This is a genomic window from Metabacillus kandeliae (assembly GCF_021166585.1).
Lineage (GTDB): Bacteria > Bacillota > Bacilli > Bacillales > Bacillaceae > Metabacillus_B > Metabacillus_B kandeliae.
Genome location: NZ_JAJOZE010000004.1, coordinates 174989 through 197020, shown reverse-complemented (window position 1 = coordinate 197020; position 22032 = coordinate 174989). Strand labels below are relative to the sequence as shown.

The window sequence follows — 22032 nt, the reverse complement described above, 5'->3', positions numbered from 1 at the left end:
CCGGTCAGACCGGAGCATTTGTGGGTTTATACATATTTTTTAAAGATAATCGTTGCGTTATGTCCGCCAAAGCCTAATGAGTTGCTCAATGCAGCTTTGACTTCCATTTTTCTGTATTCGTTCGGAACGTAATCAAGATCGCATTCAGGATCCTGGTTTTTGAGATTGATTGTCGGAGGAACGACATCCTCTTTGATCGCCATTACGGAGAAAATCGCTTCAATGCCGCCTGCCGCGCCAAGAAGGTGTCCTGTCATGGATTTGGTTGAGCTGATGGCAAGTTTTTGGGCATGCTCACCAAATACTGTTTTGATAGCCATTGTTTCGAATTTATCATTATATGGCGTGCTTGTGCCGTGGGCATTAATATAATCAATATCTTCTGCTTTCAGGCCGGAGTTTTCAATAGCCATGTTCATGGCTCTGACGCCGCCTTCTCCGTCTGGAGCAGGTGCAGTAATATGGTAAGCATCGCCTGTTGCGCCGTATCCGACGATTTCAGCATAAATATTAGCTCCTCTTGCAAGAGCATGTTCAAGTTCTTCCAGTACAAGAACGCCGGCACCTTCTCCGATGACAAATCCATCACGGTCTTTGTCAAATGGACGGCTTGCTGTCTTTGGATCAGGGTTGGTGGAAAGGGCTTTGTTTGAACAGAAGCCTGCAAAGGACATGCGTGTAATCGGGGCTTCCGCTCCGCCTGACACCATGACATCGGCATCTCCGCGCTGAATAACCTTAAAGGCATCTCCAATGGAGTTTGTTCCTGTTGCACATGCTGTTACTGTACAGGAGTTAAAGCCTTTAGCACCAAGGGCGATGGACACTTGTCCTGCAGCCATATCAGGAATCATCATCGGAACGAAGAACGGGCTGACACGGCGCGGTCCTTTTTCAAGAAGGGTTTGGAATTGATTTTCAAATGTTTCCATGCCGCCGATACCTGAACCGATCCAGACACCGACTCTAGGTGCGTTTTCTTCTGTTATTTCTAGATTCGCATCTTTTACAGCCATCAAGGAAGCAGCAACCGCAAAATGAGTAAACCTGTCCATTTTACGGGATTCCTTTTTATCCATATACTGCTCAACATCAAAGTCTTTTACTTCTGCAGCCACTTTAGCAGGATAATCATCTGCATTTACCCGTGTGACAGGGCCTACGCCTGAAACACCTTTCAATGCATTTTCCCAGCTGGTTTTAGCATCCAGTCCAAGCGGGGATACCGCTCCAAGACCTGTCACAACTACTCTTCTATTCGTCATAGAACACACCTCGTATTATTTTTATATCTGCTTTTATCTTCCCCAGCGCATTGCGATTGCGCCCCATGTCAGGCCTCCGCCGAAGCCGACCATAACAATTAAATCTCCATCTTTTATTTTACCAGCTTCCAGTTCTTCTACAAGTGAAAGCGGAATGGAAGCCGCTGAAGTATTACCGTATTTATTAACCGTTTTGGACATTTTTTCAACAGGAAGCTCTAGTCTTTCCCGTGCTGCCTCCATGATGCGGATGTTAGCCTGGTGAGGAATCAGCCAGTCAACATCCTCTTTTTTCAGGCCTGCTTTTCTTAGAACATTCAGGCTGGATTCACCCATTTGACGGACAGCAAATTTAAATACCTCACGTCCGTTCATGATAATAAATTCATCCTGGTAAAGATGCTTGGCACCCGTTCCGTCAGCACCAAGTTCAAAAGAAAGAATGCCTCTTCCTTCGCTTACAGGGCCGACAACTGCTGCTCCAGCTGCATCACCAAACAGAACAGCCGTATTCCGGTCATCCCAGTCGGTGATTCTGGAAAGCTTTTCTACGCCGATGACCAGAATGTTTTTAAACGTGTTCGTTTCGATAAACTGCTTGGCTGTTACAAGGCCGTACATAAACCCGGCACAAGCCGCACTGATGTCCATTGCTGCAGCTTTTTTGGCGCCAAGCTGCTCCTGAAGCATGCAGGCAACAGACGGAAAGGGGCGGTCAGGCGTTACAGTTGCAACTAAAATCATATCTAAATCTGAAGCTTCTATTCCAGCATTCGCTATAGCTTTTTCTGCTGCCATCAATGCCATGTGCGATGTATTCACATCGTCGCTTGCAATGCGTCTTTCCTCAATTCCTGTTCTTGTTCTGATCCATTCATCTGACGTATCCACCATTTTCTCCAAATCATGGTTAGTCAGCACCTTTTCAGGAACATAACGGCCGATTCCTATAATACCTGCGTTCATATACGCATCTCCTTAAATTATATTTTATCAGCTGCCTGCCGGGCAAACTCCTGGCTTGCAAGCTTTTTATGCCAGCCAAAAAGGCAAGGCGCATAGCTCTAAAAAGAGCTTATTTTTTAACATCAAATATTATGACTTGGTACTAATTTTAGCTTATTTTATGAGAATAATCAACAAAGTTGATGGCAGGCGTCCAGACCTCTTATGCCCTTTTTCATAAAGTATAAGTGAACGCAATCCTTCTATATAAAGGCGGTGATACAATGAGTGAAGAAGTCTGGGAAGAAATTCCGATCCTTGATGAATATGATGCTGAACATTCAGAGCCTGAACTGGCCAAAAAGCCGGAACAAGAGCCGGAAAGCCCGCAGCCGGCAAAGCCAAAGCGCCCTTTAGACAGAGGGAACAAATTCGATCAGCTCATGTTTGGAAAAAGCGCATTTAAGCAGCCTGAACCGGAAGAAACTCCTGAACAGGAAGTGAATTATTTTCAAATCATGGGGCAGCTGGACGATATCATGGCTTCCCTTAAAGAATTAAAGCCGATTATGAAAGAATTTTCTCCTATTGTGGAGATGATCAAAAATAAATTAACGTAAAAAATAAGTGCCTGTATCCGGCACTTATTTTTCTTTCAGCGCATCTTCCCTGCCCATTTCATAGGCATCGCCCATTACTTTGATAAAAAGCTCCATCATCGGCTGAATGCGTTCCATTGTCAGTTCAATGCCTGTTTTTTCAAGCTGGGCCTGTGCTTCCGGAAAGTACTTCATAGCTGCCTGCATGAATTCCATTGATTTTGGGTGCTGTTCCATGGTAAATCCCCTCTTTCTAATTCATTCTGTTTTTGAGCAAAGTGTCATTTTTCAGCTGTGAAAGCTTTTCTTCTATAGGTGTCACTTCAGGACATTCAATAGTAAGCCCGTTCGGAATCTTCTGGCCGCACATCGTGATCGTCAGCTCATGGCCAAGGGCCTGTGCAGTTCTTATCATGTCTTCATTTCTTTCTGAAGCCAGATAAAGGGGCATGCCTCTGAAAAAAATGCTGCAATCATTTTTAACTATAGCACTTACCGCATCAGAGATAAATAGCAGCCCTCTCATCGGCGGATTCTTTTTATCACTCATAAAATCAGCAGGCATACCAGGTCCATATAAGACAGGAAGCCTTAGAATCCCGTACCTGTTTTCGGTATTGCTGTAGGCTTTGGCAGCAGCCTTTTCTATGGCAAGCAGACGCTTCCCTCTGTCTGTGTCAGGCTCTGGCGCTGTTTCTTCTGTGATGACAAGCTGCTCTTCGCCAAATACGTCTAGTGATGAGAGCAGAAGAAATTGCAATTCCATAGCTGATGCCCAGGACAGCAGGGCATTGACCTGTTCTTCGCCTGCAATCCCGCCTTCTCCATCTGCAGCACAATAAACAACAGATGGCGGTTCGTCTGGAAAAACAAAGTCTTTTGTCCATGCCCGGGCCTCGAGCAGGGCATTTCTTCCAATCAGCATCATTTTATCTTCAAATTGCTTTTGCACTGCCGGCTTTCCTTCTATATCATATATGCCGCAAACAGGAATGCCTTCCTGCAGAAATTTTTCGCATAGTGCAAATCCCGCATAGGTTTCCATTCCATATATCATAACAGTATCCATGAAGCAGTCCCCCTCATTTAAAAGGTATCTTATTCAATTTATGAGCTTTGGCGAACTTCCTAGAAGCAGACAAAAGAAAAAACTGCTTTCTTTCGTAAGCAGTTCCATTTACAGCAGTTTTTCGTTTTCATTAAAAAACCGGATGACTTTATCCTGAAGCCTGTAAAAGTGGTCTCCGGCATGCAGGCTTAAGTCAATGGGGCATCCTATTTCCTTCCGCAGCTCTTCGTACTTTTTGCTGTGCTTCTGATAAGGATAAGCGTTTCCGTTCATCCTGTGCCAAATTCTTACCGGAAGGCAGGTGCGCCATTCCTCAATGGATTTATATGCAAAAGAGGGTACTTCTGATTCATCTATCTCATAGGCTTTGGAGATTTCTTTTACTAATCTTTTATAATAAAATTTTTGGCTTTTTTCATTATGAAGATGCGCCTGAAGGTCAAGGCAGGGATTGAGCATAGCTGCCGACCGGATTTGTTCAGGAATGCTTTCCATCAGCGCAAGACCGATCAGCCCTCCCATCCCTTCAGTCAGAAGATGCACCTTTTGATTCAGCGTTTCTCTTTTCAGTACAGCATGGATAAAAAGCTTTGATAATACTGCCGCTTTTTCGGAGCCCCAGTGAATACCTGTCAGGTTTGATTGAAACAGCGTGTACCCTTCGTTCAAAAGCCGTGAAAGCAGCTGCTTCCGGCCATGATGCTGCATCCAGAAGCTTGTATTTTCATCAACTGAATGAAGCCTGTCACCAATGATAAAAATGCCAAACCCGTTCGGTTTATAGGGAACGTGAATCACGCTCCATTCATCTTCCATTAGAAAAAAACGATCATAGGTTTTCAATGCTTGCCCACCACCCTTCTCTTCAGATTTCAGCACTTTATTCATCTTATTCAGCCAAAAAGCTCTCTGCATAGGCAGACTGCTTAAACATGTGTACAACAGTCAAAAAATTGACACGGCCGGCAGACAATCTCTTCTTTTATTGTAAGGTTAAAAGTGATAAGATAAGTGTAGAATTGTATGTAAGCGGGGTGAAACAAATGCGTTTCATTTGGACATTTATTTGGGCATTTTTGCTTGTGCATATGGCAAGCTACGTTGCGACTGCCATGATCGGTACGTCTTATAACTTCGGAACTGCTTCTATTCTTGGAGTAATAGCAACGGTTTTACTTTACATAATTGCTTCTGTTGTACCTGACCGCACAGCAGAAACCAATCATCATTGATGAAGAAAGGTATCGTTCTGATGCCTTTTTTTGTTGTAAATTTATAGCCCCTGCTTATCTGAGTTCCCCGGTATCTTTTATTCCTTATTCAGTCCCTGTTAAAACATAGCTCATCACTGGGACTAATCAGCTGCCTAAATTAAAAAACCATCCCGAGGGATGGTTTTTACGGTTTTCTTTTATATGTCCATTGCCGGTTGTGATTGGCTGTTTCCGGAAAATGATCTCCTGCACTCATCTTGATCATTTTCGGATTGACCACGTTGTCTCCGGTTTCGCCCACTTCTATATAAGTACCGTTATTCGGAGCTTTTTGTCCCGGTCTGAACCTATGCTGCTGTCCCAATTCTTTTTCCTCCTGTTCAAGCGGTTTTCCCCGTTAGTATGCCAAGAGGACGCTCTTTTCATGAACAGTTATTGCAAAAGATGAGTCAAAAGCGCTTTTTGGGCATGCAGCCTGTTCTCCGCCTGCTGAAAAACAAGGGATCTGCTGCCGTCCATAATTTCAGCTGTAACTTCTTCCCCTCTGTGAGCAGGAAGACAATGAAGGAAAAATGAGTCTGTTTTCGCTCCCGAAAAAAGTTCTGAATTGATTTGATAAGGAGTAAAAATGGCATGCCTTTTGCCTGCTTCCTCTTCCTGGCCCATGCTGGTCCAGACATCGGTATAAATAAAATCAGCATGAGCCGCTGCCTTTTTCGGATCTTCCGTCAGTTCAATCACAGCACCGGTCTTCTTAGCCTCTTTTTGAGCTTCCTTCACCACTTCCGGATCTGGAAAAAATCCTTCTGGCCCCGCAAAAGAATAATCTATGCCAAGCTTTGCACAGGCAATCATAAAAGAATGGGCCACATTGTTGCCGTCGCCAATGTAGGCTGCTTTAATGCCGCTGAACGTTTTTTTCGCTTCATAAATTGTCATCATGTCTGCAAGCGCCTGGCAAGGGTGAAATTGATCTGTCAGGCCGTTAATCACAGGCACGGAAGAATGGAAAGCCAGTTCCTCAAGCATCTTCTGATCATAGGTTCTGATCATGATGGCATCCAAATAGGAGGACAGAACCCGTGCAGTATCCGCAACAGATTCTCCTCTTCCAAGCTGCAGGTCTTTTGTGCTGAGAAAAAGCGCGCTCCCGCCAAGCTGAATCATTCCGGCTTCAAACGAAACCCTTGTTCTTGTAGAGGATTTTTCAAAAATCATTCCGAGAATTTTATTTTTTAAAAGCGGCTGAACACGGTCTTTTTTCAATAGAACAGCCGTGCTGATCAGTTCCTTCAAATTCTCGGAAGTGATATCCAATAAGGTTAAAAAATCCTTCCCTTTTAAGCTTTGATTGTTAAGAATGGGTGCCGGAATACTCAATCGCTGTTTCCTCCTTTTGCCATTCCTGAATAGACCGTACTTCGTAATCCTTTACATTCAGCGCCTGGCAGAAAGCTTTTAAAATCGGTGCTTCTGTAATCACTCTTACCCCATAGGAAGCTGCTTTTTTTCTGTTTTTCTTTGAGGAGGCAGTATTGCCCGGGCTGTAAAGCAAGCCTATTTCCTGCAGCCGCTCATCAAAGGAATCTTTGTAATACACCGCATCCGCCAGTTCAGGAAGGTCTTTTTCACTTAGTTCGTCATCAATGAAAATCGGCTTTTCCAGCAGGCTCCCGCCATCGAACATTTTCCGGTAAGCCTCCACTGCTGATTTGCCAAGGAACATTCCTTCTCCAGTTGATTTCATTTCAGGTGACAGAAGGGCATCCATATCAGGAATAGCATGAACCGAAAAGACAGGCAGCTTAACTGCCGCATAGTTCAGCTTTTTAGGCTCCGGCTTAATTTTTTCCAATGATGTGCCGCACAGAATTTTGACCGCCATATCCACAAGGCTGATTCCTGTTACTTTGCTGATGACAGGTACGGTCCTGCTTGCTCTAGGGTTTACCTCAAGCACATAAACCTCTTCCCCGCTTAACAGAAACTGAATGTTCATTAACCCTTTGTAGCCAATATCAAGCGCTATTCTTTTTCCGTACTCTTCCATTTTCAAAAGAGCCTTTTCTGCTATATTTTGTGCAGGGAGGATCGCGTGGCTGTCACCGGAATGAACCCCTGCCCGCTCAATATGCTCCATCACAGCTGGGACAAAGATGCTTTTCCCATCAGAGACAAGATCAATTTCAGCTTCATCACCTGTAAAATAACGGTCAAGAAGAACAGGGAACTCTTTTTTCTCCATCCCGGCAAGCAGATCAGCGAGGGTCTGTGCTGAATCCAGCACAACCATGCCTTTTCCGCCGATCACATAGGATGGCCGCAAAAGAAGCGGAAATCCGATTTCCAGAGCGTACTCCAAAGCTTCTTCTTCATTGGCCGCTGCTGCCCCCTTCATACGGGGTATATCCAGGCGGTCAAGCAGGCTGTAAAAGAGCTTTCGATCTTCGAGCAAATCCAGAAGATGGCTGCTGGTTCCTAAAAGCTTGATGCCTGCTTCTTCAAGCTCTTCTGCCAAATTGATGGCTGTCTGCCCTCCGAATTGGACAACGGCCGCTTCTATGTTTTCATGCTCGGCAACGTTCAGGACATATTCAAGTGTGAGCGGTTCAAAATACAATCTGTCAGCTGTTTCAAAATCGGTGCTGACCGTTTCCGGGTTGTTGTTGATCATAATGGCCTCATATCCGAGAGCCTGCAGCGACCGTATACCCTGCACAGCACTGTAGTCAAACTCCACTCCCTGGCCGATGCGGATCGGTCCAGATCCGATCACAAGCACTTTCTTTTTCTGCCCCTCCTGCTGTTCCAAGTCGTTTACGCCGTAATAGGAAGAGTAAAAATAATTCGTCCGGGCATCAAATTCTGCGGCACATGTATCAACATGCTTGAAGATCGGCGAGATGCCTGCTGCCTTTCTTTTCTCCCTGACTTCCATTTCGCTGATTCCGGTTAAAAAGGCAATCGTTTTGTCAGATAGCCCTTTTTCTTTTATTTGCTGCAGCTTTTCTCTTTGATCAAGATGTTCCGGATGGCTTTCAATCTCCCTCTCCATTCTGACCAATTTTGCGAATACATTTAGAAAATACAGGTCAATTGCCGTTTCTTCATGAATTTCCAAAATCGGCTTGCCCCGCTTTAAAAGCTCTGTTACAGCAAAGAACCGGCGGTCATCCGCTTTAACAGAAAGCTTTTCAAGCTCGTTCATCGAGCATGATGCAAGCTCAGGAAGCCTCGTGCCTGCATTTGGCAGTTCAAGCGATTCAAGGGCCTTCAGCAGGGCTGCTTCCATGTTTCTTGCGATTGCCATAACCTCTCCCGTTGCCTTCATCTTAGTGCCAAGCTTCCGGTCAATGCCTTTCAGCTTGTCAAAAGGCCAGCGCGGGAACTTGACGATGACGTAATCGAGCGCAGGCTCAAAGCTCGCAAAAGTTGTTTCAGTCAAAGGATTTTTCAATTCATCCAGCGTAAACCCAAGTCCAAGCTTTGCCGCGATTTTTGCGATAGGATAGCCCGTTGCCTTTGATGCAAGGGCAGAAGAACGGCTGACCCTTGGATTTACTTCAATCACGTAATATTGATCGCTTTTCGGGTCAAGCGCAAATTGTATGTTGCACCCTCCAATAATGCCGAGTGATGATACAATTTTCAGTGAAGCGCTCCTTAGCATCTGATATTCTTTATCAATCAGTGTCTGAGAAGGCGCCACAACGATTGAATCCCCTGTATGTACACCGACAGGGTCGATATTTTCCATATTGCATACAGTGATGCATGTATTGGCTTCGTCCCTCATTACTTCATATTCCAATTCTTTAAACCCGGCAATGCTCCGTTCAATCAGGCATTGATGAATCGGGCTTGCCTGCAGGCCATTGATGACAGTATCTTTGTACTCTTCCTCGGTTTCCGCAATGCCTCCGCCTTTACCGCCGAGCGTGTAAGCAGGCCGGATGATGAGCGGATAGCCGATTCTGCCGGCAAAATCCAGCGCCTCTTGGAGACTTGTCACAATTTCGCTTTCCGGAACAGGCTCCTGCAATTCCTTCATTAAGGAACGGAATTTCTCCCGGTCTTCTCCTTTTTCAATCGATTGGATTGAAGTGCCAAGAAGCTGCAGGCCGTATTTCTCAAGAATGCCTTTTTCATTCAGTTGGAAGGCAAGGTTCAGGCCCGTTTGCCCGCCGACTGTGGCAAGAAGGCCATCCGGCTTTTCTTTTATAATGATTTTTTCAAGGCTTTCGGCCGTAAGCGGTTCAAAATAAACCGCGTCTGCTGTCTCTTCATCCGTCATGATCGTTGCCGGGTTGCTGTTGACAAGAATGACCCTGACGCCTTCCTCCTTCAGAGCAAGGCATGCCTGGGTACCTGAATAGTCAAACTCTGCTGCCTGACCGATGATAATAGGGCCGGATCCTATTACCAGCACGTTTGTAAACTTCTTCTTAGGCATAAATTTTTTCCCCGCCCTTCTTTTCAGCCATTTGCAAAAATTCATCCAGGATCCATTCGCTGTCAGAAGGCCCCGGATTAGCTTCAGGATGGAACTGGGCAGATAGAATCGGAAGTGTCTGATGAGTCAGTCCTTCGACGGTTTCGTCATTCACATTTTTAAACCGGACCAGAAAGCTGTCTTCGTTAAGACGGTCCACAACATAGCTATGGTTTTGAGATGTCATGAAGACATTTTGTGTTTTCACATCGCATACTGGATGGTTGGCTCCCCTGTGTCCGAAGCGGAGCTTTGCTGTATTTCCTCCGAAAGCAAGAGCAAGGAGCTGATGGCCGAGGCAAATTCCGAGAGCCGGGAAGCTTTGAGCCAGCTTTTTAATCAGCGGCAAGCTATTTGAGTGCCCCTTAGGATCACCAGGTCCATTGGAAAAAACTACTCCGTCCGGCTGCAGATCAAACACCTTCTCCATTTGCTGATAAGGAATAACCGTGACAGTGCAGTCTCTTTTGGCAAGTGAATCTGCAATCGATTTTTTATAGCCAAAATCGATCAGCGCCACTTTTTTCGTCCCGTTTCCGCAGGTTGTTATGCTTGCTTCAGCGGAATCCTGGCAGATTTCAACAGGCCCGTCTGACAGCAAGCTGCTTTCATCTTCTGCAATCATGGCTTTCATTGTTCCTTTTTCACGGATATTTTTAACGACAGCTCGTGTGTCGACATGTTCAAGAATCGGCACGTTCCATTTTCCCAAATAATCCTTCACGCTTGAGACTGCTTTATAATGGGAAAAATCGTCACAGCATTCATAAAGCACAACCCCTTTCACAGAAGGCTGCCTGCTTTCAAAATCCTCCTGATTGATGCCGTAGTTTCCGATCAGCGGATAAGTGAACACAATGATTTGATCTCTGTAAGAAGGATCTGTCAGCACTTCCTGATAGCCTGTCATGCCTGTGAAAAAGACAATTTCCCCTTCACTTGGCGAAGGAGGGGGTTCGCCGATTTCCCCTTCAAAAGATGTACCGTCCTCTAAAATTAAATATCCCTGCATGTTTGCCACCTCAATATATGTCTTTTCTGGATCTTCTTTTTCATAGAGGTTCTGTTAAAGTTGGCTGTTGATTTCAGCACGAGGCGTCCGCTTTCCGCGGGGCGGGCGGTGAGCCTCCTCGGCGCCATAGCGCCTGCGGGGTCTCACCTGTCCCGCTGCTCCCGCAGGAGTCTCCCGCCTGCCACTCCAATCAACAGGTGCTCAAAAATCAACATTCTTCTCTAACAAAGCCTTAAAAGGAAAAGCCCTGTAAAACCCGCCTTCTTCTCCTACACTTCCACTTCTGATTTCGCGAGTACATTTTTAATCATCTGCACAGCTTCGCCGATTTCTTCTTTTGAAACGGTTAGAGGCGGGAGCAGTCTGATCACCTTTTCGCCTGCCGGAAGCACCAGCAGTCCTGCTTCTCTCAGCTTTTCAATCATGGGCATGGCTTTTTCGCTGCAGGCAATGCCGGCCATCAGCCCTTTTCCGCGAATTTCTTCCACCTGATCGAGACCATCCAGTTCTTTTTTAAGCTCAGTCAGCAGATAGCTCCCTTTCTCTTTCACTTCTTCAAGAAAACCTTCTGCGAGAACCGTTTCAAGCGTTGCTTTTGCTGCAGCCATTGCCAGCATATTGCCGCCGAAAGTTGTTCCATGGGAGCCTGGGCCGAATGATTTTGCCAGCTCTTTTTTTCCAAGCATTGCGCCTACAGGAAATCCGCTGCCCAGTCCTTTGGCAGCCGTAATAATATCAGGATCTAATCCAGCTTCCTGATAAGCGAATAAGCTGCCTGTCCTGCCGATTCCTGTCTGCACTTCGTCAACGATGAGAAGAGCGCCGTTTCTTTTGCATGCTTTTTCTGCTTCCTGCAAAAATTCAAGATCTGCCGGCCGCACCCCGCCTTCACCCTGCACAACTTCAAGCATGATGGCAGCGAGAGAATCATCCTTTAGGCTTTTTAGCCTTTCAGTGTCGTTATATTCGAAGTATTGGAAGGATGACAGCATGCTCCCGTATCCCTCTCTCACCTTTTCCTGGCCTGTCGCAGCCATTGTGGCAAATGTTCTGCCATGAAAAGACTGTTTAAACGTGATTATTTTTTCTTTTTTCGTATGCTTTCTCGCAAGCTTGATGGCCGCTTCGTTTGCTTCAGCTCCGCTGTTGCAGAAAAAGGCGGCATCGCCTGCAGAATGCGAGCAGAGAATTTCTGCTGTTTCTTCCTGCAGATCATTTTGAAACAGATTGGATGTATGCCACACCTTTTCAAGCTGCTCTGAAATGGCTTCTTTTACTTTTTCATGGCGGTGGCCAAGATTTGTAACAGCTATGCCTGAAATAAAATCAAGATATTCCTTGCCGTTTTTATCCTTAACACGGGATCCTCTTCCTTCTGTAATCGCAACGTCCCATCTTCCGTATGTTGGAAATAAGGAGCTCACTGGCTTAACGCCTCCTTTTGCCTGCCTATTTTTGTTCCGATAAATTCTCCATTCGTGAAAAATGCGCTTTTCCCGCTCACAATCATCACTTCCTTCAGCTGATCTGAAAGAGTGCTGACAGCGGCTTCTGTTTTAGGAATCATCCCGCCGGAAATAATCCCGGCTGAAATGTATTCCAGAATGGTTTCAGGACTGATTTCTTTGACCAGCTCTTTTTCTTTTAAAATGCCCTGTACATCTGTTACAAAGAGGAGCCGATTGGCTGAGAGCCCTTTTGCTACAGCAGCCGCTGCAAGATCTGCATTCACATTAAGAGATTGATAGTTTTCTGCAGCAGCAAGCGGTGCAACAACCGGGATAAACCCCTTATCCAGCAGCACCCGCAGAAGCTCCGGCTCAACCTGCGTCACTTTCCCTACAAGCCCCAGATGCTCCTGGTTAAGGAATTCCGCTTTCAGCATTCCACCATCCTGTCCGGTAAGGCCGACAGCCGGCAGTCCATGTTCTGAAAGCATTCGAACAAGCTTTTTATTCACCTTTCCGGCAAGCGCCATCTCGCACGCCTCCATAACCTCCGGCGTTGTTTTCCGCTGCCCGCCGCTGAATTCTGTTTCAACATTCATTCTTGTAAGCAGATCGGTAATTTCAGGGCCGCCTCCGTGTACAATCACAATCTTCCAGCCCTGCTCCCGCATGTGAAGAATGGATTGGTAAAAATTCTCTGAAAGATTGTTCAATATGCTTCCGCCGCATTTTAATACAAAGGTATTCTCCATATTTGAAAGAGTCTCCTTACGTACGATAGCTCGCGTTTATTTTGACGTAATCATAGGTTAAGTCACAGCCCCATGCTGTTCCTTTTCCTTCTCCTACATGAAGGTCAACGCCAATTGTAATTTCTTCTCCCTGTAAATAAGCTTTTGCCAGTTCCTCGCTGAAGGATTGCGGTTCTCCCGCCTCAAGCATGCAATGCCCGCCAAGATAAATATCAATGCCTGCAGGCTCCATATAAGCATTGCTGTGGCCCATCGCACCGATAATTCTTCCCCAGTTTGCATCCTCGCCGTATACGGCAGATTTCACCAGGCTTGAGCCGACAATCTTTTTCGCAACAACTCTTGCTTCTTCATCTGTCCGGGCGCCGCTGACATTTGCTTCAATCAGCTTTGTCGCTCCTTCTCCATCTCTTGCGATGCTTTTTGCCAGTTCTTCGCACACAATTTGAAGCGTATCGCAAAAAATATCCCAATCTTTATGATTTCTATTAAGAGGCTCATTCTCCGCACAGCCGTTTGCCATCACGAGCACCATGTCGTTTGTGGAGGTTTCGCCATCAACTGTAATCTGATTAAACGTATGATTGGTAATGTTCTTTAACGCTTCCTGAAGGGCATCTGCCTCTACATTGGCGTCTGTTGAAATAAAGCCGAGCATTGTCGCCATGTTAGGGTGAATCATTCCGGAGCCTTTAGCTGCACCGCCGACCGTGATGGTTTTTCCGTCTGCCTTAAACTGCCAGCAGCTGCTTTTTTCGCAAGTATCGGTTGTTAAGATCGCCGTATGAAAAGAGCTTCCTCCTTCAGGAACCGGGTTCAGCATTTCAACCCCTTTTTCAATCAGGTCCATTTTTAAATGCTCGCCGATTACTCCGGTCGATGCCACAGCTACATGATGTTCCTTTATTCCAAGCTTTGCAGCTGCCAGGCTCCTCATTTCATAGGCATCCAGAAGCCCTTTTTTGCCTGTACACGCGTTTGCAATGCCGCTGTTTACGAGAAGTGCCTGTATTTTTCCTTCTTCAGCAATGCTTTCTCTTGTTACCTGCAGCGGAGCCGCTTGAAAATGACTTTGCGTATAGACAGCAGCACAGTTAGCCGGAACCTTAGAAAACAATATGCCAATGTCCTTTTTTTCATAGCGAAGCCCGCAGTGAACGCCATCTGCTGAAAATCCCTTTGGAGATGCCGCGTTCCCTTCAGACACCTTTGTTATTTCCGCTGCGATTGCTTCCTGCACAATAAATCCCTCCTGTTTTGATTGCCCTTCTCAAAAAATCATGGATAAATCGGTGCTGCTTCAAGTCCCGATGTTTCTTCAAATCCATTCATCAAGTTGAAATTATGCACCGCTTGCCCTGCAGCGCCCTTTACCAAATTGTCGATAACAGAAACGACGACCAGCCTGCCTGTTCGCGGATCTGCTTTTAATCCGATATCGCAATAATTTGAGCCGTATACTTCTTTTGTCGAAGGGTAGCTGCCTTCTTTTCTGATTCGGACAAAAGGAGAGCTTCGGTAAAATTCACGGTAAAGCTCCAACAGTTCATCTGTGCCGATTTCCTTTTTCAGCTGAATATAGGCTGTTGCCATAATGCCTCTTGTCATTGGCACAAGATGCGGTGTGAACGTGATTTTTACCTCATCCTCTGCCCAGCTGCCAAGAAATTGTTCAATCTCAGGAGTATGCTGATGCTCTGCAATTTTATAAGTGCGGAAGTTCTCGTTCATTTCCGAAAAGAGCGAAGACTGTACTGCTTTTTTTCCCGCTCCTGATACTCCTGACTTTGCGTCAATGATAACCGAGCCTAAATCAGCGATGTCTCTAGAATGAAAGAGCGGCGCAAGTCCAAGAAGAGCTGCCGTCGGATAGCACCCTGGATTTGCGATAATCTGCGCCTCTTTGATGCTTTCCTTATTTAGGTCCGCTAAACCGTAGACAGCCTTCACTAAAACTTCCTGGGAAGCCGGCTCTTTTCCGTACCACTTTTTGTAATCTTCGGAATTTTTCAAACGCAAGTCGCCTGATAAATCAATGATCTGCATGTTAGGATGCTTTATCACAATTTCAGGCGTCATCGCTGCTGATACTCCTGAAGGTGCTGCAATGAAAAGCACATCTGTTTCTTCAAGATTCTGCTGGTTTTGCAAGACTTCCTGGTTTATGTCTGTGAGATGCGGGTATAAGTCTGAGTATATTGGTTTTTCCTCTGAAGATGTATACAATATACATTTCCCTGCATGGGGATGACGCTCTAAAAACCGGTGAAGTTCCACTCCTCCATAACCGCTAGCCCCTATTATTCCTATATTCATTAGATCCCTCCCATTTGGTTCATTGAATTATTTCCCCTATTATAACTTTGTATAAACTTAAAAAGCAATTGTATTTTTATAATTATTCGGGCAAGAAAATTGTTCGTCCATCTGTGAGGGTTTTGCTTTAAACTTTACATAATTAAAAAAGACCCGGCAAAAAGCCGGGTCTTTTCATTTCAAATATTAGCTGACGCCTAAAGCGATTTTAGCATAGCGGGACATTCTGTCTTTGGACCAAGGCGGATTCCAGACGATGTTGACATTCGTCTCTTTTACTTCAGGAATTCCTTCTAAAGCAATCTTAACCTGATCCACAATTGTGCCGGCAAGAGGGCATCCCATTGATGTCAGGGTCATTGTCACTTCTGCCTGGCCTTCCTCATCCAGTTCTACATCATATACTAATCCTAAATTAACAATGTCAATGCCAAGCTCAGGATCCACTACCTGCTCAAGGGCACCCATCATATTTTCTTTCAGTGCTTCTTCCATGGTATCCACTCCTTTTTTATGTATTATATCGAATTTCCTCCGATTTCTAAACAGGACTGCCTGCAGCCAGTACTAAAGATGCTTGCAGAACCAATCCACTAATGCGAGCAGTCCTTCTCTCGATACTTTGTGATCTGCATTTGGATCTTTAATGAAAACCAAATTTTCCGGGTGATTTTCATAATCCTTCTTCACTTCTTCATAAAACCGGTAAGTAGGTGCAAATGGCACAACAGGATCTTTTTCACCATGCCAGAAAAGCAGCGGGCGATTCTGAAGCTTGTCCCTGTGCAGGCTTAAATCAAACGGTCTCAGTCTGTTCAGCTGCTCATCCAGTTCATTATCTGTAATCGGAAGCACGATGCCGATACTTTGCATGTATTCGACCTGCTTTTTTAAAAAGCTGACGTAGTGCGGGCTTCCCATCAGGCTCACACCTGCTTTGATCCATGGATATTGGGTTAATGCTCCAAGTGTCGAAATGCCGCCCATAGAGGTGCCGGCAACTCCTATCCGCTCTTCATCAATGAGATTTCTTTTCTGAAAATAGTGTTTTACCGTTCCAAGTTCTTGAATAACATTAAGTACGATGTCCCAAAAGCGGACATTCAATTCGCCTGATGCCAGATTTTCCGCTCGTTCCCCGTGATACATTGCCTCAGGCAGCGCCACTCTGAAGCCTTTTTCAGCAAGAAGATAGGCATAATGCAAATTGTGCTCTTTTGCACTGGTAAATCCGTGGACAAACATCACGAAAGGCGTTTTGCTGTCCCTGTTTTCTTCCTGCACTGCATGAAGAAGCGGAACACCATCAGCTTTTATCTTTTCAACAATGACCAATATCTTAGCCCTCCTAAGCTTTTTAGCAATAACTTTAGTGTAACATGTAGACAAAAATCTCGGTAAAAAGATACACTAATCATACAGCTTCTTTTAAAAAAGCAGATATGGCTTCTCAGATTTGAACAGGCTTCTCTAAATAGTCCTGCTCCTGCTGTGAAGCTTACAGGTCATGAGCATCACCTGCCATGACATTTGACAGAGCCAATCTTGATGGACAAAAGGAGATCATATGGAAACAAAACCTTATTTAATTGCGCTCGACCTTGACGGAACTCTTTTAAAAGATGATAAAACCATATCTGACCGCTCCCTGCAGACAATCAAAAAAGCAAGGGCAGCCGGGCATATTGTCTGTATTTCCACAGGCAGGCCTTATCGTTCAAGCTCTTTATACTACCGCCAGATGAATCTGGATACGCCGATCGTTAACTTTAACGGCGCATTTGTTCACCATCCGAAAGATGAAGAATGGGGCACATATCATACAACACTTGAACTTGATGTCGTGCAGCAAATCATTGATACCGCCGTAAAGCATCATGTACATAATATTCTCGCAGAAGTAAAAGACAAAGTGTATTTCCATCAGCATGACGAGCGGCTGCTTGACGTATTCAGCATGGGAGATCCTGAAATGACTGTAGGCGATTTAAGGGAAAACCTCGGCGAAGACGTGACAAGCATTCTAATCCATTCAGACGAAAAAAATGTAAACAAAATCCGCGCCTATTTATCTGACGTGCATGCTGAAGTTGTGGAGCACAGACGCTGGGCTGCGCCCTGGCATGTCATTGAAATCATTAAAAAGGGCATTAACAAAGCAGTTGGCCTGAAGAAAATCGCCGATTACTACAGCATCCCCAAGGAGCGCATCATTGCATTCGGCGACGAGGACAATGACCTCGAAATGCTTCAGTATGCCGGACAAGGAGTAGCAATGGGAAATGCGATCGATCAGCTAAAGGCTGTAGCGGATCACGAAACCAAAACCAATGAAGAAGACGGGATTGCGCTTTACCTCGAAAAGACGCTTTCTCTATAAGGCAAAACACACCAGCCATATTATTTCTGCAAAATGAAAAACTAAGAGAGATACCATGATGGTGTCTCTCTTTTCATGGAAGCATGGGGACGGTTCTCACGCTTCCGAAGCAGCAGAACCGTCCCCTCGCTTCCAATAAACTGGCGAAGGAGCGGATTGACATGGGCAAAAGCAATAAATCCAGACGATTTACTCAGCAGGGAAAAGATACAGTTTCCAAGCACGATGAGCGCTTCCCTTATCAAATGACGCTGGCAGAGGCAGAAGACCGCCGAAAAGAGGAAATGATTGATGAAGATTCGCTTGGAGGGTTTTAACAATGGGAAACAAACTTTTTCAAAAAGCTCGGGAAATGGTCAGAAAAGCCGAGAACTCAGAAGCGGGAAGCCAAACGGCAGAAAAGGCGCAAAACGCCCTTTCCTCCGCTTATGCCCAGTCCTCTGACGCGGAAAGAGGCCAGCTCAAGAGCCTTCAAGATGATCTGAATCAGTTGAAATAAGCAAAAAACAAGCTGCGGATATCTTTCCGCAGCTTGTTTATTCCGGCAAGGAAAACTTTAAATCCGCTTTTAAGGGAGGATCTGTTCCTAAAAACTCAATAACGGCTTTGTAGTTGCCAGTCGGAAAACCTTCTTTTAAATAATTCCATGCTTCTTGATAAGAAAGGGTTTCTCCAGGCTGAATCGAGGATTCCTCAATGGCCTGTGTAAACATTTTTCCTTTTGAATAACGGTATACTTCCTTACCGCCAGAGTCCCTGACTGTAATTTCATACTTTTTACCGGACTTGAAAACAAGCTTTTTTCCTTTATCAGAAGGATTGTGAATCGTGAAAACAAATATAATGGACCCTTCCTTTACTTCCTGTGATGCATGCAGAATCAATTTATCCTTATCCACTTTTTTCGCCGCCTCTTTAGAGCTGCATCCCGCAAGAAGGATAATGCAGAGTATGCCAGTCAGCCATTTCATCAATTTTTTCTAAATGATCCGTAAATAGCGGCTGTTTCCACTATGTTTGTGAATGCCTGCGGATCAATCTCCTTTATGATTTTTTCCAGATCATAAAGCTCATATCTCGTAATGACCATGATCATCATGTCTCTGTTTTCATTGCTGAATGCCCCTTTTGCCGGAACATTGGTAATGCCCCTGACAAGCTTGGCATGAATAGCCTGTCTCATCTCTTCGCTCTTTTTCGTCACAATCATGGCAGTCAGTTTCTCATAGCGCGTATGAATGGCATCAATCACCCGTGTAGAAACGTATAAAGTTACTAGTGTGTATAACGCTTTCTCCCATCCATACAGCATTCCTGCTGTGAAAATAATCAAAGCATTTAAAGAAAAGAAATAAGTCCCGACCGGCTTGTCCTTTAACCGGGAAAGAATCATGGCCACAATATCCATCCCGCCCGTGGAAGCCCCGAATTTCAATGTCAGCCCGACGCCGACAGCTGCAATAACTCCTCCAAAAACAGCATTCAGAAGAATATCCTTTGACAGCTCATGCAGCGGAATAAACCCTAAAAATACGGTTGTCGCTGCAACGCTGACAATGCTGTACACCGTAAAAGCCTTGCCTACCATCCTCCAGCCGATAACAAATACTGGGATGTTTAAGGCAAGCAGCAAAATTCCTGTAGAAATTCGAATCGACGTGTACTCGCTCAGAATATCCGACACGAGCTGCGCTATTCCTGTAAACCCGCTTGCATATACATTGGCGGGAATTAAAAACAGATTCAGTGCGATCGCATTCAGGAGTGCCCCGAAAATAACGATCGCCATTCTTACTCCTTCTTGTCTGGCCATAAACGCCTGCCTCCTTGTCTGATTATTTTTTCAAATACTGGAATGATTGTTTTTTACTCATTTCATGATAGAATTGGTAATCATGCCCTGTCTGCTTTACCGGCATTTTTCAGCATTTATACATATTGTTTTCTTATCGCCTGACGGTAATGCAGCATACATATTTTCGGGGAATGACCCTATTTTCATTACCCTGTTTTAAACAGCCGTAAAAGCATGTTTTCAGCAGCCTATTTACGTAAAAAAAGAAAGAAAGAAAGAGGTGTAGCCATGAACGTTCATATTTTAGCAGACAGTGCATGTGATTTGCCACTATCCTTTTTTAAAGAGGAAAATGTGACGCTCATTCCGCTCGGAGTAGAACTAAACGGCCAAAACTATGAAGATCTAGTCGGCATCCAGCCGAAAGAAGTTTATGCCGCCATTAAAGAAGGCCAAACTCCGAAAACTTCGCAGGCATCACCGCTCAAAATGAAGGAAATTTTTACAGAGCTTGCTAAATCAGGCACGCCAAGCCTGTATGTAGCCTTTTCCTCTGAACTGTCCGGCACCTATCAGACATCAGTGATGGTCGCAAATGAAGTGAAAGAAGAATACCCCGGTTTTAAACTTTCCATCATTGATTCAAAAGGAGCTTCAATGGGCTACGGTCTTGCTGTCGTAAAAGCATCCGAGCTCGCTAAAAAAGGAACTCCGCTGCCGGAGCTGGAACAGGCAATCTCTGCTTTTTGCCAAAACATTGAACACTTATTCACAGTTGATGACCTCGATTTCCTTGCCAAAGGCGGACGGGTCAGCAAAGCCTCTGCCTTCCTTGGAGGACTATTAAACATCAAGCCCCTCCTTGACGTGGAAAACGGAAAACTGATTCCCCGCGAAAAAATCCGCGGCAAAAAAAAGGTATACCGCCGCATCATTGAACTTATGAATGAACGCGGAAACGGAATCAGCACCCAAACCGTTGCCATCAGCCATGGCGATGCTGAAGAAACAGCTCAAGAGGTAAAAGCAATGATCGAAGAAGCCTTTCAGCCGAAACAAGTGCTCATTAACACAATCGGCGCTGCAGTCGGCTCGCACTCCGGCCCAGGAACCATTGCCGTATTTTTCTCCAGCGAAGCTGAAACAGAATGAAGCCCGCCCCCTCAGGGTACCTTAAAGGTACATCATCCTGAAAGGGGCTTTTTTTATGCCGCACACAAGTGATAACGATAAAAAAGCACAAGACAACAACGCCAAGCGCCACGAGAAAAACATGGAAGCAGAAAAAAACCGCAAGCGCGGTGCTGATCAGTTTTCCAAGGAGAATGATCATTTGTAGGAGTGGTTGAGCACTTTTTAAGGGGGGGCAGGGGTCTTGTTATTTGTTGAAAACAGCAGTCCCTGTCCCCTTTCTAGCCAGTGACCTGGCCCCCGTTCCGTTAAAGTATAAAGGGACAGAGAGCTGGTACTTTCAGCCCTTTCTGCACAAGCCTTTCCAAACCAGGTTCCAGGCCTTTATTTCTTTAGCATAGCGGGGGGACAGGTGTCAGCATGACTGCACCTGTCCCCCTTCGCTGTACTTGATTACAGGACAGGTACTAGCTCTTGAAAACTCGGCTGCATCAGCGGTTCACGAAGAAAGTGCCAGGTCTTTATTTCTTTAGTGGAACGGGGGACAGGCGCCTAGTTAAAAAGGGGACAGAGACCCTAACCCCCTTCACTCCACAGAACCCCCCTCTCCTCCATTCAAAACCTCCAGCTTATAAATCTGCTTTCGGATCGCACTCCATTCCTCCTGTGACAAACCAATGTCCCGAAGGTTTTCCACAAGCTCTGCAATGGATTTTCCTTCAATGGACTCGCCGTTTTCAAGCTTTTTTTTATAGTCCTGGATCGTATCTTCTATCTTATGGCCTTTTTCATCCCAGGAAAAATACATATTCTTCTCAGAGAGGTTTTCAGCAAGAATCGCTCTGAGCTTTGTGGCAATTTCCCGTTTTCCGGTTATGGCAATATCTGTGGCATGCAGAAGAATTTGAAAGTCCTTTCCGTCATGCTTTCCTTTTATTACTTTCATTTCCTTTGACATCCTATGGTGAAAGATTTCCCCTTCTACCCAAATCAATGCGATGAACTGCAGCCAAAGAATTTTATTGGGATTAACGCCATGGCTTTCGATGCTGTGATTTTTCAGGATAGAGCGGATTTCCTTAATTGCCTCATCATAATTGCCTTTGTGAATCATGATTTTGATGGTATCCAGGTAGTACAGCAGCAGAAAAGCACGGGCTTTGACGAGCGGGACTGTGATGATCAGTCCGACTACGAGGAACCCTAGGATCACAGTATAGGGATATCCATAAAGAAGCTGTTTCCATAAAGGCCTTTTTTCGGAATCATAGTTGCTGACTTTCGTTGTCGTCCAGCCTGTCATGAGCGGAACCAGAACCAGCAGAAACAGGGTTATGACTCTGACTGCTGCCGGGTCTTTCGGTGCAAACAGGATGATATGGCTGAGCGCCTGGGGATACGCCAGTGAAAAGCAAAGCAGCAGCCAATAAAAGGATAGGACGCCGATGAAGCTGATTTTAGAGTCGTCCTTAGATGGAACTCTCCCCAAAAAGCTGAATGTGGCAAAGCTGAACAGCTTGCTTAATAATTTTGATAACATGCCTCCGATAAATTTCAGCAGCAGCATTGTGTTTTCACCTCTAGATGACTGACTTACAGTTCCTTTTTCACTAT

Annotated in this window: 25 protein-coding genes; 7 read left to right on the top strand and 18 right to left on the bottom strand. The window is 45.2% G+C overall.

Annotated features, from left to right (window positions below; translation table 11 throughout):
• Nucleotides 1-26: 26 nt before the first annotated feature.
• Both fabF and LRR81_RS11950 read right to left on the bottom strand, forming a co-directional pair.
• Entirely contained in the window at nt 27-1265 is a 1239-nt protein-coding gene (gene fabF / locus LRR81_RS11955; RefSeq protein ID WP_231789606.1) for a beta-ketoacyl-ACP synthase II, read from the bottom strand.
• A gap of 33 nt (nt 1266-1298) precedes the next feature.
• Nucleotides 1299-2231: a beta-ketoacyl-ACP synthase III gene (locus LRR81_RS11950; protein ID WP_231789605.1), complete on the bottom strand. Its 933-nt coding sequence runs from the start codon at nt 2229-2231 to the stop codon at nt 1299-1301.
• Between the two features lie 263 nt (nt 2232-2494).
• Here LRR81_RS11950 and LRR81_RS11945 point away from each other — a divergent pair, with 263 nt between their 5' ends.
• Complete coding sequence (locus LRR81_RS11945; protein ID WP_231789604.1) at nt 2495-2830, top strand: hypothetical protein; 336 nt, start codon at nt 2495-2497, stop codon at nt 2828-2830.
• 24 nt (nt 2831-2854) lie between these two features.
• Here the strand turns inward: LRR81_RS11945 and LRR81_RS11940 are convergent, their stop codons facing one another.
• The 3 genes from LRR81_RS11940 to LRR81_RS11930 form a co-directional block, all read right to left on the bottom strand.
• Nucleotides 2855-3046 (bottom strand): ComZ family protein, encoded by a 192-nt coding sequence (locus LRR81_RS11940; protein WP_231789603.1) that lies wholly within the window; start codon nt 3044-3046, stop codon nt 2855-2857.
• A gap of 16 nt (nt 3047-3062) precedes the next feature.
• Entirely contained in the window at nt 3063-3878 is an 816-nt protein-coding gene (locus LRR81_RS11935; protein ID WP_231789602.1) for an NAD-dependent epimerase/dehydratase family protein, read from the bottom strand.
• A 108-nt stretch (nt 3879-3986) separates the two neighbouring features.
• On the bottom strand, nt 3987-4766 hold the full coding sequence (locus LRR81_RS11930) for a lipase family protein (protein WP_408631603.1): 780 nt from the start codon (nt 4764-4766) through the stop codon (nt 3987-3989).
• A 155-nt stretch (nt 4767-4921) separates the two neighbouring features.
• On the opposite strand from LRR81_RS11930, the gene LRR81_RS11925 reads away from it, so the two are divergent.
• The gene (locus tag LRR81_RS11925) at nt 4922-5110 is read left to right on the top strand and encodes a YjzD family protein (RefSeq protein WP_231789600.1); all 189 of its coding nucleotides are present in this window, start codon (nt 4922-4924) and stop codon (nt 5108-5110) included.
• Nucleotides 5111-5276: 166 nt separating this feature from the next.
• Here the strand turns inward: LRR81_RS11925 and LRR81_RS11920 are convergent, their stop codons facing one another.
• The 10 genes from LRR81_RS11920 to yjfP all read right to left on the bottom strand — a co-directional run bounded on the left by LRR81_RS11920 (nt 5277) and on the right by yjfP (nt 16447).
• Entirely contained in the window at nt 5277-5456 is a 180-nt protein-coding gene (locus LRR81_RS11920) for a YjzC family protein (RefSeq protein ID WP_231789599.1), read from the bottom strand.
• A gap of 68 nt (nt 5457-5524) precedes the next feature.
• A complete protein-coding gene (gene argF / locus LRR81_RS11915; protein ID WP_231789598.1) occupies nt 5525-6472 on the bottom strand; it encodes an ornithine carbamoyltransferase in 948 nt (315 codons plus the stop codon).
• On the bottom strand, nt 6447-9545 hold the full coding sequence (locus tag LRR81_RS11910; protein WP_231789597.1) for a carbamoyl phosphate synthase large subunit: 3099 nt from the start codon (nt 9543-9545) through the stop codon (nt 6447-6449). Before LRR81_RS11910 ends, argF begins: the two co-directional genes overlap by 26 nt.
• A complete protein-coding gene (locus LRR81_RS11905; RefSeq protein WP_231789596.1) occupies nt 9538-10596 on the bottom strand; it encodes a carbamoyl phosphate synthase small subunit in 1059 nt (352 codons plus the stop codon). The genes LRR81_RS11910 and LRR81_RS11905 overlap by 8 nt, the downstream gene beginning before the upstream one ends.
• Nucleotides 10597-10865: 269 nt before the next feature.
• Nucleotides 10866-12020 carry an acetylornithine transaminase gene (locus tag LRR81_RS11900; RefSeq protein ID WP_231789595.1) on the bottom strand — a complete coding sequence of 385 codons (1155 nt, stop codon included), beginning with the start codon at nt 12018-12020 and terminating at the stop codon, nt 10866-10868.
• The gene (gene argB, locus LRR81_RS11895; protein ID WP_231789594.1) at nt 12017-12796 is read right to left on the bottom strand and encodes an acetylglutamate kinase; all 780 of its coding nucleotides are present in this window, start codon (nt 12794-12796) and stop codon (nt 12017-12019) included. Before argB ends, LRR81_RS11900 begins: the two co-directional genes overlap by 4 nt.
• Before the next feature lie 16 nt (nt 12797-12812).
• Complete coding sequence (argJ, locus tag LRR81_RS11890; RefSeq protein WP_231789593.1) at nt 12813-14036, bottom strand: bifunctional ornithine acetyltransferase/N-acetylglutamate synthase; 1224 nt, start codon at nt 14034-14036, stop codon at nt 12813-12815.
• A 38-nt stretch (nt 14037-14074) separates the two neighbouring features.
• The gene (argC, locus tag LRR81_RS11885; RefSeq protein WP_231789592.1) at nt 14075-15112 is read right to left on the bottom strand and encodes an N-acetyl-gamma-glutamyl-phosphate reductase; all 1038 of its coding nucleotides are present in this window, start codon (nt 15110-15112) and stop codon (nt 14075-14077) included.
• A gap of 186 nt (nt 15113-15298) precedes the next feature.
• Nucleotides 15299-15607 carry a metal-sulfur cluster assembly factor gene (locus LRR81_RS11880; RefSeq protein WP_231789591.1) on the bottom strand — a complete coding sequence of 103 codons (309 nt, stop codon included), beginning with the start codon at nt 15605-15607 and terminating at the stop codon, nt 15299-15301.
• 72 nt (nt 15608-15679) lie between these two features.
• Nucleotides 15680-16447 carry an esterase gene (yjfP, locus tag LRR81_RS11875; protein WP_231789590.1) on the bottom strand — a complete coding sequence of 256 codons (768 nt, stop codon included), beginning with the start codon at nt 16445-16447 and terminating at the stop codon, nt 15680-15682.
• A gap of 232 nt (nt 16448-16679) precedes the next feature.
• Between yjfP and LRR81_RS11870 the strand changes: the two genes are divergently transcribed.
• From LRR81_RS11870 to LRR81_RS11860, 3 genes are all read left to right on the top strand, one after another.
• Entirely contained in the window at nt 16680-17492 is an 813-nt protein-coding gene (locus tag LRR81_RS11870; protein WP_231789589.1) for a Cof-type HAD-IIB family hydrolase, read from the top strand.
• 83 nt (nt 17493-17575) lie between these two features.
• Nucleotides 17576-17809, top strand: coding sequence for a hypothetical protein (locus tag LRR81_RS11865; protein ID WP_231789742.1), 234 nt, complete (start codon nt 17576-17578; stop codon nt 17807-17809).
• 2 nt (nt 17810-17811) lie between these two features.
• Nucleotides 17812-17991: a DUF3813 domain-containing protein gene (locus LRR81_RS11860; protein WP_231789588.1), complete on the top strand. Its 180-nt coding sequence runs from the start codon at nt 17812-17814 to the stop codon at nt 17989-17991.
• 37 nt (nt 17992-18028) lie between these two features.
• Here the strand turns inward: LRR81_RS11860 and LRR81_RS11855 are convergent, their stop codons facing one another.
• Together LRR81_RS11855 and LRR81_RS11850 are read right to left on the bottom strand one after the other, a co-directional pair.
• On the bottom strand, nt 18029-18391 hold the full coding sequence (locus LRR81_RS11855) for a BsuPI-related putative proteinase inhibitor (RefSeq protein ID WP_231789587.1): 363 nt from the start codon (nt 18389-18391) through the stop codon (nt 18029-18031).
• Nucleotides 18392-18462: 71 nt separating this feature from the next.
• On the bottom strand, nt 18463-19305 hold the full coding sequence (locus tag LRR81_RS11850; RefSeq protein ID WP_231789586.1) for a YitT family protein: 843 nt from the start codon (nt 19303-19305) through the stop codon (nt 18463-18465).
• A gap of 270 nt (nt 19306-19575) precedes the next feature.
• Between LRR81_RS11850 and LRR81_RS11845 the strand changes: the two genes are divergently transcribed.
• Nucleotides 19576-20439 (top strand): DegV family protein, encoded by an 864-nt coding sequence (locus LRR81_RS11845; RefSeq protein ID WP_231789585.1) that lies wholly within the window; start codon nt 19576-19578, stop codon nt 20437-20439.
• 55 nt (nt 20440-20494) lie between these two features.
• A complete protein-coding gene (locus LRR81_RS11840) occupies nt 20495-20626 on the top strand; it encodes a DUF3941 domain-containing protein (RefSeq protein WP_231789584.1) in 132 nt (43 codons plus the stop codon).
• Between the two features lie 378 nt (nt 20627-21004).
• Here the strand turns inward: LRR81_RS11840 and LRR81_RS11835 are convergent, their stop codons facing one another.
• Entirely contained in the window at nt 21005-21985 is a 981-nt protein-coding gene (locus LRR81_RS11835; protein ID WP_231789583.1) for a hypothetical protein, read from the bottom strand.
• Nucleotides 21986-22032 lie beyond the last annotated feature (47 nt).

Coding starts and splice junctions, on each gene's coding strand:
- LRR81_RS11860 (WP_231789588.1), top strand. CDS start 17,812: ATGGGAAACAAACTTTTTCAAAAAGCTCGGGAAATGGTCAGAAAAGCC.
- LRR81_RS11835 (WP_231789583.1), bottom strand. CDS start 21,985: ATGCTGCTGCTGAAATTTATCGGAGGCATGTTATCAAAATTATTAAGC.
- LRR81_RS11945 (WP_231789604.1), top strand. CDS start 2,495: ATGAGTGAAGAAGTCTGGGAAGAAATTCCGATCCTTGATGAATATGAT.
- LRR81_RS11865 (WP_231789742.1), top strand. CDS start 17,576: ATGGGGACGGTTCTCACGCTTCCGAAGCAGCAGAACCGTCCCCTCGCT.
- LRR81_RS11850 (WP_231789586.1), bottom strand. CDS start 19,305: ATGGCCAGACAAGAAGGAGTAAGAATGGCGATCGTTATTTTCGGGGCA.
- LRR81_RS11930 (WP_408631603.1), bottom strand. CDS start 4,766: ATGAATAAAGTGCTGAAATCTGAAGAGAAGGGTGGTGGGCAAGCATTG.
- LRR81_RS11925 (WP_231789600.1), top strand. CDS start 4,922: ATGCGTTTCATTTGGACATTTATTTGGGCATTTTTGCTTGTGCATATG.
- LRR81_RS11870 (WP_231789589.1), top strand. CDS start 16,680: ATGGAAACAAAACCTTATTTAATTGCGCTCGACCTTGACGGAACTCTT.
- fabF (WP_231789606.1), bottom strand. CDS start 1,265: ATGACGAATAGAAGAGTAGTTGTGACAGGTCTTGGAGCGGTATCCCCG.
- LRR81_RS11910 (WP_231789597.1), bottom strand. CDS start 9,545: ATGCCTAAGAAGAAGTTTACAAACGTGCTGGTAATAGGATCCGGCCCT.
- LRR81_RS11845 (WP_231789585.1), top strand. CDS start 19,576: ATGAACGTTCATATTTTAGCAGACAGTGCATGTGATTTGCCACTATCC.
- argC (WP_231789592.1), bottom strand. CDS start 15,112: ATGAATATAGGAATAATAGGGGCTAGCGGTTATGGAGGAGTGGAACTT.
- LRR81_RS11905 (WP_231789596.1), bottom strand. CDS start 10,596: ATGCAGGGATATTTAATTTTAGAGGACGGTACATCTTTTGAAGGGGAA.
- LRR81_RS11840 (WP_231789584.1), top strand. CDS start 20,495: ATGCCGCACACAAGTGATAACGATAAAAAAGCACAAGACAACAACGCC.
- LRR81_RS11880 (WP_231789591.1), bottom strand. CDS start 15,607: ATGGAAGAAGCACTGAAAGAAAATATGATGGGTGCCCTTGAGCAGGTA.
- argB (WP_231789594.1), bottom strand. CDS start 12,796: ATGGAGAATACCTTTGTATTAAAATGCGGCGGAAGCATATTGAACAAT.
- LRR81_RS11940 (WP_231789603.1), bottom strand. CDS start 3,046: ATGGAACAGCACCCAAAATCAATGGAATTCATGCAGGCAGCTATGAAG.
- LRR81_RS11950 (WP_231789605.1), bottom strand. CDS start 2,231: ATGAACGCAGGTATTATAGGAATCGGCCGTTATGTTCCTGAAAAGGTG.
- LRR81_RS11935 (WP_231789602.1), bottom strand. CDS start 3,878: ATGGATACTGTTATGATATATGGAATGGAAACCTATGCGGGATTTGCA.